Source organism: Acidovorax sp. LjRoot74 (assembly GCF_964254355.1).
Lineage (GTDB): Bacteria > Pseudomonadota > Gammaproteobacteria > Burkholderiales > Burkholderiaceae_C > Acidovorax.
In genome coordinates this window covers 1573790-1585835 of the sequence record NZ_CAXUTI020000001.1, presented here as the reverse complement: position 1 = coordinate 1585835, position 12046 = coordinate 1573790, and the positions used below count along the sequence as shown (strand labels likewise).

Here is a 12046-nt window from a genome sequence, read left to right as displayed (position 1 = left end):
TATCAGCGCTTACCAGTTGCGCGGGAAAGGCCAATTTTCTTTAAATTTTCTCGACCACACAGAAGCTGGCGGCGTAGTCGGTCTCGTCGGTCACGCTCAGGTGTGCCTTCAGCCCCTGGGTCTCGAACCACTCCTTGAGCGCGCCGTGCAGCACGATCACCGGCTGGCCGCTTGGCAGCTTGGCCACCTCGCAGTGGCGCCAGGTCATGGGCATGCGCATGCCCAGGCCCACGGCTTTGCTGAACGCTTCCTTGGCTGAAAACCGCGTGGCCAGGTAGCGCAGGCCCCGGTCGGGCCAGCGGCGGCTGCGCTCGCGCCAGGTGGCCAGCTCGCCTTCGGCCAGCACCTTCTCGGCAAACCGATCGCCATGGCGCTCCAGGCTGGCGGCGATGCGGCGCACGTCGCAGATGTCGGTGCCAATGCCGTAGATCATGGGGTTTTTTGAATAAAAATGGCTTCTACCGCGCGACCATCATGCCTTTGCAGCTATCAAATCAGGAGTTAGTGGCTGAACGAGCAAACCCCGCCTGGATACACGCCAGGTAGGCCAGCACCGTGGCGTTGTAGCCCAGCTCCAGCGCGTCGGCGATGAGGGCGTGGCCAATCGAGACTTCGAGCACGCCGGGCACTTCGCGCACAAAGGCTTCCAGGTTGTCGCGGTTGAGGTCGTGGCCTGCGTTCACGCCCAGGCCTGCATCCAGCGCAGCCTGGGCAGCGGCGGCGTAGCGCTTCAGCTCCACAGCGTGCTGCGGCGTGCCCCAGGCAGCGGCGTAGGGCTCGGTGTACAGCTCCACCCGGTCGGCGCCCACGGCCCGGGCGGCGGCCATTTGCTCGGGCACCGGGTCCATGAACAGGCTCACGCGCACGCCCAGCGCCTTGCATTCGGCGATCAGGGGCTTGAGGCGCTCGGCGTCTTGCGGAAAGCTCCAGCCGTGGTCGCTGGTGAACTGGTCTTCGCTGTCGGGCACAAAGGTGGCCTGGTGGGGCCGCACCTGGCGGATGAACTCCATCAGGTTCTGCGAGGGGTTGCCTTCGATGTTGTATTCGCGGTCGGGCCAGGCCTTCATCAGCGCGGCCAGCTCGAACACATCGCCGCTGCGAATGTGGCGCTCATCCGGCCGGGGGTGCACCGTGATGCCCTGCGCGCCCGCCTGCAGGCACAACTCGGCCGCGCGCGTGACGCTGGGGATGCCCAGGTGGCGCGTGTTGCGCAGCAGCGCGACTTTGTTGACGTTGACCGAGAGGGCGGTGGTCGGATGCGAAGCGGGGTGGGAGGGCTGGTTCATAGGGCCTGCAGATCGATCATGAGCTGGCGGGTGCGCAGCATCGGGCTGCCGCAATGGTATTGCAGCACGGTGCGCAGCTGGGGCTTGAGTTCCGCTGCGATGGGGGCACAGGCGCGCAGCGTGGCGGTGTAGCTGGCTGAGCCATCGTCCAGCGCGCGTTGCAAGGCGATCCACTGGCGACCCGCCAGAGCCGCGCGGTCGGTGGCGGACGCTACCCGCAGGCCGCCTTCGGCCACCAGGGTGTAGCGCGCGTCGGCGTTCAGCGGCTCCAACGTCATGGTCTGCGCATCCAGGCTGGGCAAGAGGCCGATCTCGCGCAGCAGCAGCAATTCAAAGCTGCGCAGCACGGGCTCCAGCGCGTCGCCATGTTCGCTGGCCAGCACGCGCACGACACCGGCATAGGCGTCAAACAGCGCGGTGTGTGCATCGGCCCGCGCCAGCAGGCGCAGCAGCAGTTCGTTAAGGTACAGGCCCGAGAGCAGCGCATCGCCGGTGGGCATCACATGGCCGCCCACCCACTCGGCACCCTTGAGGGTGTGGATGTCGGCCGTGCCGTCGCCCGCCAGGGTGTATGTGAGCAGCAGTGGCTGCAGGGGCAGCAGCACGGGGCGGAAGTTGGAGCTGGGCTTCTTGGCGCCCTTGGCCACGAGGGCCACACGCCCCTGGCGGCGGCAAAAGACTTCCAGGATCAGGCTGGACTCGCTCCAGTCGTAGCTGTGCAGCACGAAGGCGGGCTCATCGGCAATGCGCTTGGCGGCAGCCACGGTGCTTTTTCTGGAAAGGTGGTGCGAGAGGGTGACAACAACAACCTGCCGCTGGGGACGGCAGGCCAGCCGGTGGGCGAATCAGGGCCCGCAGTTCACTCGTAGCCGAAGGAGCGCACGCGCGCTTCGTCGTCGGCCCAGCCCGAGCGCACCTTGACCCAGAGTTCGAGGAACACCTTGGCATCCATGAGTTTTTCCAGCTCCTGGCGGGCCTCAGTGCCGATGCGCTTGAGGCGCTCGCCCTTGTCGCCAATGACCATCATCTTGTGGTTGTCGCGCTCGACCACGATGGTGGCGGCGATCTTGACCAGGCGCTTGTGCTGCTTGCTCTTTTCTTCATCGAACTTATCGATGACCACCGTCGAGGTGTAGGGCAGCTCATCACCCGTGAAGCGGAAGAGCTTTTCGCGCACGGTTTCGGAGGCCAGGAACTTCTCGCTGCGGTCGGTCAGCTCGTCCTCGGCGTACCACCAGGCCTGCTCGGGCAGGTACTTGGCGCAGATGCCAAACATGCGCTCGATGTCGCCCTTGTTCTTGGCCGACATGGGCACGAATTCGGCGAACGGGTGGCGCTCCTGCATGCTCTTGAGCCAGGGTGCCAGCTCGGCACGGCGGTGCACCATATCGAGCTTGTTGGCCACCAGCAGCGTGGGAATGCCGGGCTTGAACAGGGAAAGCACCTTGGCGTCAGCCAGCGTGAAGTTGCCGGCTTCGACCACAAAGAGGATCAGGTCCACATCGCCGATCGCGCCCATCACGGTCTTGTTCAGCGACTTGTTGAGCGCCGTGGCGTGGCGTGTCTGGAAACCCGGCGTGTCCACAAAGATGAACTGGGTTTGCTCCCGCGTGCGGATGCCCGTGATGCGATGGCGCGTGGTCTGCGCCTTGCGCGAGGTGATGCTGATCTTCTGCCCCACCAACGCATTGAGCAGCGTGGACTTGCCCACGTTGGGCTTGCCCACAATGGCGATCACGCCACAGCGCTGCCCCGGCACGGCAGCAGGCACCGCAGCGGCGGCCAGCATGGCCTCCAGGTCGTTTTGCACGGGAGCGCCTTCTGCACTCTCGTCACCAGCTACATTTTTCGTAGCATCATTCATAAATTCTTTGCTTTCAATGTGGCCAGCATGGCCGCCGCAGCCGCCTGCTCACCCGCCCGGCGCGAACCACCGATGCCACGCTCGGTCAGGCCCAGTTCGGGAATATCGCACTCGACATCAAAGGTCTGGCGGTGGGCCGCGCCCACAGTCGCCACCACCTGGTACTGCGGCAGCTTCATTTTGCGGCCCTGGAGCCACTCCTGCAACGCGGTTTTGGCATCCTTGGAAGCGGCCTGCATCTGGGGGTTGATCTCCACCCCTTCAAACAGCCGGTGCACCAGCGCTTCGGCACTGGCATAACCCGCATCAAGGTACACCGCGCCAATCAGGGCCTCAAGGGCGTCGGCCAGAATGGACGGGCGCTGCTGCCCACCCGACTTGGCCTCGCCCTCGCCCAGGCGCAACACCTCGGAAACCTTGAGCCGCAATGCCAGCTGGTGCAAGGTATCTTGCTTGACCAGGTTGGCGCGCACCCGCGAAAGATCGCCCTCGGGCAATGCGGACAGCCGTTGGTATAGCAGACTGGCCACCGCCAGGTTCAGGACGGAGTCGCCCAGAAATTCGAGCCGCTCGTTGTGGTCCGCAGAAAAACTGCGGTGCGTGGTGGCACGCTGGAGCAGCGCAGGATTGGAAAAGACATGCTGCAGGCGGCCCTGCAGCGCGATGAGACCTGACTGCACCTAGTTGGTCTGCGCTTCAAAGCGGTAGACCAGGTATGCCGGCCCCGCCAGAGGGATCTCACGCGCGTACTTGAACGACACGATCACTTTGTCACCGCGTTTGGTGACTTCAAGGTCTTTACCCTGAATGGAGTAGATGTCATCAATTGCAGCGGCACGATCAAAAGCGGCACGCACACCAGGCACCGTGCTTTCGACTTTGGCCTTTTCAATAGCCTTCTTCGCGGAGGAGTACTCCAGGAAGATCGGAAAGGACTGCCCCCCAATGGCAAACACGGCCACCGCAATCAGGCCAATAAAGATCAGTCCAAAAAAAGACAGGCCACGCTGGCGCGAACGGCTTGCGGTGCGATTCTTATGCATAAATAACCCCCTCACTATGTGGTGTGCGGCAACTGCGCGCGTCAGTGGAACGAACCGATGCGCTTGAGATTACCGAAATTCATCCAGACAAAAAAGGCCTTGCCCACAATATTTCCCTCGGGAACAAACCCCCAGTAGCGGGAGTCCAGCGAGTTATCGCGGTTGTCGCCCATCATGAAATAGTGGCCCTCAGGGACTTTGCAGGCAACGCCTTCAACACTGTAGCGGCAGTTTTCGCGATAAGCAAAATTGCTGGCACCCTGCACAAAAGCGGGCACGTCGGGGTTGTTCAGCAAACGGTGCGGCTTCTCACCCAGCGTTTCCTCAAACTGCTTGAAGTAACGCATCGCGTCTTCTTCAAAAAAATCTGGCACCGCTTTGGTGTCGATGGCCTTGCCATTGATGGTGAGGCGCTTGTTGATGTAGGCCACTTCGTCTCCGGGCACGCCCACCACACGCTTGATGTAGTCCATGCTGGGCTGAGGCGGATACCGGAACACCAACACATCGCCACGCACCGGCTTGTTGCCTTCCGTGATCTTCGTGTTGATCACCGGAAGGCGCAGACCGTAGGTGAATTTGTTCACCAGGATCAGGTCCCCCACCAGCAGGGTCGGGATCATGGAGCCAGACGGAATCTTGAACGGCTCGAAAAGGAACGAGCGCAAGAAAAACACCGCAACGATCACAGGGAAGAGCCCGGCAGTCCAGTCCAACCACCAGGGCTGCATCAGGATCTGGCCCTTGGCCTCCTGCACATCAACATCGATCTTCTGAATGCCCATGCGGTCCAGCTCGGCGCGGCGCGCCACCGCCGCATCTTCGATCGCCTGCGCAGCAAGGCGGCGGCGCGGCAAGAAGTAGAACCGCTCTGCCACCCAGTAAGCGCCGGTAATCACCGTGGCCAGGAACAGCAGCAACGCGAAGTTGCCCTCAATGGCACCAAAATACCAGGCACCGACATAACCAGCGAACCCGGCCAGCACCAGGGACGTGAGAATTTGCATGAACTGCATCAATCTTCTACCTGCAAAATGGCCAGGAACGCCTCCTGGGGCACCTCGACCGAACCGATCTGCTTCATCCGCTTCTTGCCTGCCTTCTGCTTTTCGAGCAGCTTGCGCTTGCGGGAGATGTCCCCGCCGTAGCACTTGGCCAGCACGTTCTTGCGCAAGGCCTTGATGGTCTCGCGCGCAATGATGTTGGCGCCGATCGCAGCCTGGATGGCCACGTCATACATCTGGCGGCTGATGATCTCGCGCATCTTGGCAACTACGGCGCGACCCCGGTACTGAGATTGCGAGCGGTGCACGATGATGGAGAGTGCATCGACCTTTTCGCCGTTCAGAAGGATGTCCACCTTCACCACGTCGGACGCACGGTATTCCTTGAACTCGTAGTCCATGGAGGCATAGCCGCGCGACACCGACTTGAGCTTGTCGAAGAAGTCGAGCACGATTTCGCCGAGTGGCATTTCGTAGGTAAGCATCACCTGGCGACCGTGGTACGCCATGTTCATCTGCACACCACGCTTCTGGTTGGCCAGAGTCATCACCGGGCCCACGTAGTCCTGGGGCATGTACAGATGCACCGTGACGATGGGCTCGCGGATCTCCTCCAGCCGCCCCTGGTCGGGCATCTTGGAAGGGTTCTCGACCATGATCACTTCGCCATCGGCCTTGACCACCTGGTAGACCACGCTGGGCGCCGTCGTGATGAGGTCCTGGTCAAACTCGCGCTCCAGACGCTCTTGCACGATTTCCATGTGCAACAAGCCCAGGAAGCCGCAGCGGAAACCGAAACCCAGCGCCTGGCTGACTTCCGGCTCGTAATGCAAAGAGGCGTCATTGAGCTTGAGCTTTTCGAGTGCATCGCGCAGCGAGTCGTATTCGCTCGCCTCGGTCGGGTACAGACCGGCAAACACCTGGGGCTGGATTTCCTTGAAGCCGGGCAGCGCCTCGGCGGCAGGGCCCGCATTGTTGGGCAACTTCTTTTCGAGGGTGATCGTGTCGCCCACCTTGGCTGCCTGCAGCTCCTTGATGCCGGCGATGATGTAGCCCACCTGCCCTGCGTCGAGCGAATTGCGCGGCTCGTTGGCAGGCGTGAACACACCCAGGTTGTCCGCGTTGTACACCGCGCCACTGGCCATCATCTTGATGCGTTCGCCTTTCAGCAAACGGCCATCGACCACGCGCACCAGCATCACCACGCCCACGTAGCTGTCAAACCAACTATCAATGATCATCGCGCGCAGCGGGCCGTCCGCAGCGCCACGCGGCGCGGGCACCTTGGCCACAATGGCTTCAAGAATCTCGTCGATGCCCATGCCCGTTTTTGCCGAGCAGGGGATGGCATCGGTCGCGTCGATGCCGATCACATCTTCCACTTCGGCCTTGGCGTTGTCTGGGTCGGCGTTGGGCAGATCCATCTTGTTGAGGACTGGCACCACCTCCACACCCAGGTCCAGCGCCGTGTAGCAGTTCGCCACCGTCTGGGCTTCCACTCCCTGCGAGGCATCGACGACGAGCAGTGCGCCCTCACATGCAGACAGTGAACGAGAGACCTCGTAGGAGAAGTCCACATGGCCCGGCGTATCGATCAGATTGAGGTTGTAGGTCTGGCCATCGCGCGCCTTGTACTGCAGCGCAGCGGTCTGCGCCTTGATGGTTATCCCACGCTCTTTTTCGATGTCCATCGAGTCCAGGACCTGGGCCTCCATCTCGCGCTCCGCAAGCCCGCCACACCGCTGGATCAAGCGGTCAGCCAGCGTCGACTTGCCATGGTCGATGTGCGCAATGATGGAAAAATTTCTGATGTGATTCATCAACGGAAAGCGTCAAGTGATTGAATTAAAACGGCGCCCACAAGAAAAAAGGGCGCGTCGAGTGGCGACGCGCCCTGAACCAACAATCATTGGCAACTGCGATAGTTGGATCTTCATTGTAGGCAAAAAGGCCGCTTGGAAAAGCCCGCCTGACTGTACCCAAGGGAAGTTGCCGGTCTGCAACAGGGATTTTATACACAGTTTATTCACAGTTGGCGCAACAACAACGCTGGACAACTTGTGGGTGAGCTGTGGATCAGCTGTGCATTGCACAGAAACATCCCGCATCGTGAACCCGACGCCAGTCAATATGCAAATAAGCGTTTAACGGAAGCCTCTATTCTATCGAATTCGGTTGAAGGAGCTTCAAAAAGTTAGCAAAAGCTAACATCTAGACATCCTCGGAAGGCAACCGCAAAAAACACAAAAAAAGAAATGAGCCCCCAAAGGCCTGATCAAAGACAAGGGGAATCGGTCACCCGCAACTCCCCTTCCCTGTCGCCGCCTCTTCAGCGGCCAGACCGGATCAGGGCGTATTGGGCCCACTCACCACGCCGGTACAGCACATTGATGGACTTGCTTTTGTCGGCTTTAGCCAGCACGGACTCGAACTCCTTCACGCCCGAGATTTCCGTATTGGCCACCGACAGAATGATGTCCCCCTCACGCAGGCCTGCACGGGCGGCAGCGTCGGTGGCAGTCACCACCACCACGCCACCCTTGAGCTTGAACTCTTTCTTTTGCGCGTCCGTCAGTTCCGTCACCGACAGCCCCACCTGTTGTGCGGCCGCAGATGCCTTGGGTTTTTCTTCGCGCTCAGCGAGCTTTGCAGCAGGTTTGTCGGGTTCGATCTCGGCGATGGTGATGCCGAGATCACGCGACGCCCCGCGACGGAACACCGTCACCGTGCTCTTGCTTCCAGGCTTGGTGTTGCCCACAAGACGCGGCAGATCGGCCACTTTCTCGATAGGCTTCCCGTCGAACCGCGTGATGATGTCACCCGCCTCCACTCCGGCTTTGTCGGCGGGCGACCCACCCTCCACGCCAGTGACCAGGGCGCCTTGCGCCTTGCCCAGGCCAATCGACTCGGCCACATCCTTGGTGACTGCGCCAATCTGCACGCCGATGCGCCCGCGCGTCACGCGCCCCGAGGCGCGCAACTGCTCACTCACCCGCATGGCTTCATCCATGGGAATGGCAAACGAGATGCCCATGAAGCCACCCGAACGGGAATAGATCTGGCTGTTGATGCCCACCACCTCGCCACGCATGTTGATCAGCGGACCGCCTGAATTGCCGGGGTTGATGGCCACATCGGTCTGAATGAACGGCAGGTAGTCGCCCGTGTCGCGCTGCTTGGCGCTCACGATGCCAGCCGTGACCGTGTTCTCCAGCCCGAAGGGAGAGCCAATCGCCATGACCCACTCACCCACACGCAGGCGGCTCACGTCCCCCACCTTGACTGCAGGCAGGCCCGTCGCCTCGATCTTGACCACTGCCACATCCGTGCGCTTGTCTGCCCCCACGATCTTGGCCTTGAACTCGCGCTTGTCCGGAAGCGTCACGATGACCTCATCAGCCCCCTCCACCACGTGGGCGTTGGTCATGACAAAACCGTCCGCCGTCAGGATGAACCCGGATCCCACTCCCCGTGGCTGCTGCTCCTCTTCCTGCTGCGGCCTCTGCGGGCGCTGCTGGCGCGGCTGGTTGGGAATAGGCACACCAAACCGCCGGAAAAACTCCAGCATCTCCTCATCCATACCATTGGCACCAGCGCGGGACGATGCTTTTTCGACCGTTCGGATATTGACCACCGATGGACCCACTTGGTCCACCAATTCGGTGAAATCTGGCAAACCCCGGACCACCGCCGCTGGCTGGGCACCCACGGCCTGGGGCAACGCCACAGCGCTGGCGACCCCGGCAAACATGCACGCCAATGCCACAGAGCGCAGCTTATTTCCATCGAACTTCGTCATCTTCGACCTTTCGTGAATTGTGCAAATGCTGTCCATCAACTTGCTGTGACTGTGAAGAGTGTGCCGCGAATTGGTTCCCGGAGAGGGCCCCACTTTCGCAGTGCGTCAGCAGCTGGACAGCGGTGGCGCCCAACACAGAACACGAAGCCGTTCAGCGCAAGCGTTCGAGCTGCCCGGCAAAGAGGCGTAGCGTCTGCTGCGGAACCTCGCCAACCGCCGTGAGCCAGGTATCGGGCGATACCCGCTGGGCCAGCAACTGCGTCGCGCCCATACCTGACACCTGGGATTGCGCCGGGTGGCGCTGGGGATCGAAGGACTCCAGGAACAAAGACACGGAAGCCAGGCCGTCGGAGTAGAGGCACTGCAGCACACTCTGGGCATCGTCTGCCGCAGAGACCGCACGCCGATGGCAGCTGACGGGCACGAAGCCAGCCACCGGCTGCCGCAACGCCCAACCTTCGGCCTGGGCCGTCGTCTTCACCACAGTCGAGGCGACCACCTTGTAGCCCGATGTGGAATCCATCAATCGGGAGAGTTGCTCCACCCGCACCGATGCGTTCAAATCCAGCTCCGAAAAAGCCGCCTGCTCCAGCACCCGGCCATCCAGAGCCAAGGTTTGCAATTTCACCACCAACCCGGTATCGCGCTCTACCCAGAGGCGGTAACCGAACCGCAAGGCGTCCATAGGCTTGAACCACACCACATCGGCCACAAACCCTGCCACCCGCTCCTGCCCAAGCAGCTGGGATGTATAGAACTGGGCCATGGACGTACCGCTGACTACGGGCACTCGCGGGAAAAGCCCGGCAGCGTCGCGACGGTCCGTGCGCACAACACGCGCCTGCGGCAAGAAAGTGCGCACCTCATCGTTGCGCCGGAACACAGTGCGCGGCGTACCACTCAGCGACTCCACCCGCTCCATCTGCTGCGCCCCGTCGCACGCGTGCCAAATGCGAGAACTGGACATCGCCCCGTTCGCAGACATCACCACGAACACCCCGGCATAGGATTTCCGGCAGGGCGCACTGTGCATGCGCTCCACCCACTGCGCCATATCACGCTCAGCGGGTGCAGCAGCCACATCTCCAGAAGGAGCGGCAGCATGGCTGCCCCCCGGGGCCGCAGCCATCACCGCAGAAGCCCCCAGACCACATGCAACAGCGACCCACCAGGGCATCAGCCACCGATTGCGAAGGATTCTGACAGCGCCCAGCACTCCCGATGTGTTCATCACGCGATCTCAACGCCTGTAGCAGGCATACCTATTCCAGACTCACCGACCTGGAGTTTCAAACGTTGCATTGCGCAGAAAGCCGGCAGGCATCTGCAGTGCGGATGTGCTACCAAACTGCTTGTGGGCAGCCAGCAGCTCATCCAGCCGGGGATCTCGGAGCATCACTTGTTGCCCATCAGCATCCGCCACGGCCACCACAGGCGCCCCCTGGACAGGGGTGCTGCGCTCGGGCACCGCCGCCAACTGGGCGCCCGCTCCGGCAGGTCCCGCCCCCTGCAAGCTGGCCAAGGACGTCCAGCCTATAGCCGCCACAGCGGCCAATGAAGCAAAGCCCGCCACCATCTTCCAGCGGAACACGGACGCATTGGCCGCCTCGGGCAAACCGGCGGCAACCACCTCCACCGGGGTCGGGACATGGGGGCGTACAGGAGGCGCCTCCTGGGCCAACTGCTCACGCAAGCGGGCCATGAAGGCCGGATTCGCAGGCTGTGCAAGATCTGCGGAGCGCAGCACATCACCCACCATGTGATACAGCTGCCAAGTCTTGGCCCCTTCTTCATCCCCAGACGCGTAGGCGAATGCAGCCTCCAGTTCATCACCGTGGAGCTGGCCATCGGCCAGGGCAGAGAGCCGCTCCCTGGGATCCACCCCTTGGGCCGCAGGGCCGCTCGCCCATTCATTGGTACCTGTTTTAACCTTGTTCATTCCATCACCTCACCACCGTTTGCCCGACTGGTTCTCAAGCAGGGGACGCACTTTGGCCGAGATGGCCTCGCGCGCCCGGAATATCCGGGACCGCACCGTGCCGATGGGGCATCCCATGGCCGCTGCGATCTCTTCGTAACTCAGGCCCTCAATCTCGCGCAGCGTTACTGCCTGGCGCAAGTCATCGGGCAATGCCTCCATGGCCGCATTCACCACCTGCGCAATCTCTTGGGCGGCCAGCACGGTCTCGGGGGTTTCGTCGCTGGTTAGTTCGTGTCCGAGCCGGGAAGTTTCATCCTCGTCGTCACTGCCCCGAAAGGCATTCTCGGAAATGACCGGGTTGCGCTTCATGTCCATCAACGCCTTTTTGGCAGTATTGACGGCAATGCGGTACAGCCAGGTGTAGAACTGCGCATCGCCACGGAACTGGTGGAGCGCCCGGTAGGCCCGGATAAAAGTCTCTTGCGCAATGTCCTGGACGATATCCGAGTCGCGCACCATGCGCCCGATCAAACGCTCGATGCGGCGCTGGTACTTGACGACCAGCAGTTCATAGGCGCGCTGATCGCCCGCTACCGTGCGCTCCACCAGGTGGAGATCGCTGTCTTCGGAGGGAGAAGGCGAATTTACAGTCATGGATACTCAGGATTCACGCCCAGCGGCCGTGGCCGGGGCGGTTGCATCAGGGTTGTCAGCGCCCGGTACGGCGCGCGAATATACCGCACGGCGCATGTCCAGCCAGCGCCCGGGCTGGCTTGCACGCTCCAGCCAAAGCCAGGTACGGCGATGCCCCGCAGGAGAGACACACACCCAAAGGTGGGCCTGCAGGTCAAGAAGGACTTCAGGTGGTGCAGAAAGTGCCCAGAATATTTCGCCAGGCCCGTCGCCCTCCATCGTCCAGCCCTGCCCGTCCCAACGCAGGGCACCCACCCACTGGCGGCGCCAGAAATGCATTGCACCAACGGCAGCCGTCAACCAAAGAGCGCCAGCCGCAATCACAGCGCCCCAGGACGGCCTCGCCCCGCTTGCAAGCCAAGCACCTAGCACCGCCGCCCCCGCAAGCACCAAACCAGCCAACACGACACCCAAAGTCCTGCTGCGCCGCAAGGGG

Annotated in this window: 12 protein-coding genes; all 12 read right to left on the bottom strand. The window is 62.0% G+C overall.

Annotated features, from left to right (window positions below; genetic code table 11):
* Positions 1 to 40: 40 nt before the first annotated feature.
* The 12 genes from acpS to rpoE all read right to left on the bottom strand — a co-directional run bounded on the left by acpS (position 41) and on the right by rpoE (position 11571).
* Positions 41 to 433 (bottom strand): holo-ACP synthase, encoded by a 393-nt coding sequence (gene acpS, locus ACSQ3O_RS07275; RefSeq protein WP_298448820.1) that lies wholly within the window; start codon positions 431 to 433, stop codon positions 41 to 43.
* Between the two features lie 61 nt (positions 434 to 494).
* Complete coding sequence (locus tag ACSQ3O_RS07270) at positions 495 to 1286, bottom strand: pyridoxine 5'-phosphate synthase (protein ID WP_436138362.1); 792 nt, start codon at positions 1284 to 1286, stop codon at positions 495 to 497.
* On the bottom strand, positions 1283 to 2050 hold the full coding sequence (recO, locus tag ACSQ3O_RS07265; protein ID WP_436138361.1) for a DNA repair protein RecO: 768 nt from the start codon (positions 2048 to 2050) through the stop codon (positions 1283 to 1285). Before recO ends, ACSQ3O_RS07270 begins: the two co-directional genes overlap by 4 nt.
* A gap of 95 nt (positions 2051 to 2145) precedes the next feature.
* Entirely contained in the window at positions 2146 to 3150 is a 1005-nt protein-coding gene (era, locus tag ACSQ3O_RS07260) for a GTPase Era (protein ID WP_137746187.1), read from the bottom strand.
* On the bottom strand, positions 3147 to 3830 hold the full coding sequence (rnc, locus tag ACSQ3O_RS07255; RefSeq protein ID WP_137746186.1) for a ribonuclease III: 684 nt from the start codon (positions 3828 to 3830) through the stop codon (positions 3147 to 3149). Before rnc ends, era begins: the two co-directional genes overlap by 4 nt.
* Positions 3831 to 4193 carry a DUF4845 domain-containing protein gene (locus ACSQ3O_RS07250; RefSeq protein WP_436138360.1) on the bottom strand — a complete coding sequence of 121 codons (363 nt, stop codon included), beginning with the start codon at positions 4191 to 4193 and terminating at the stop codon, positions 3831 to 3833. It lies immediately after the preceding gene.
* 41 nt (positions 4194 to 4234) lie between these two features.
* Entirely contained in the window at positions 4235 to 5209 is a 975-nt protein-coding gene (gene lepB, locus ACSQ3O_RS07245; protein ID WP_436138359.1) for a signal peptidase I, read from the bottom strand.
* Positions 5209 to 7017, bottom strand: a complete 1809-nt coding sequence (lepA, locus tag ACSQ3O_RS07240) for a translation elongation factor 4 (protein ID WP_436138358.1) — start codon at positions 7015 to 7017, stop codon at positions 5209 to 5211. Before lepA ends, lepB begins: the two co-directional genes overlap by 1 nt.
* Before the next feature lie 509 nt (positions 7018 to 7526).
* Entirely contained in the window at positions 7527 to 8996 is a 1470-nt protein-coding gene (locus tag ACSQ3O_RS07235; protein WP_436138357.1) for a DegQ family serine endoprotease, read from the bottom strand.
* Positions 8997 to 9147: 151 nt separating this feature from the next.
* Positions 9148 to 10227 (bottom strand): MucB/RseB C-terminal domain-containing protein, encoded by a 1080-nt coding sequence (locus ACSQ3O_RS07230; RefSeq protein ID WP_436141087.1) that lies wholly within the window; start codon positions 10225 to 10227, stop codon positions 9148 to 9150.
* 42 nt (positions 10228 to 10269) lie between these two features.
* Entirely contained in the window at positions 10270 to 10935 is a 666-nt protein-coding gene (locus ACSQ3O_RS07225) for a sigma-E factor negative regulatory protein (RefSeq protein ID WP_436138356.1), read from the bottom strand.
* Between the two features lie 9 nt (positions 10936 to 10944).
* Entirely contained in the window at positions 10945 to 11571 is a 627-nt protein-coding gene (rpoE, locus tag ACSQ3O_RS07220; RefSeq protein WP_436138355.1) for an RNA polymerase sigma factor RpoE, read from the bottom strand.
* Positions 11572 to 12046 lie beyond the last annotated feature (475 nt).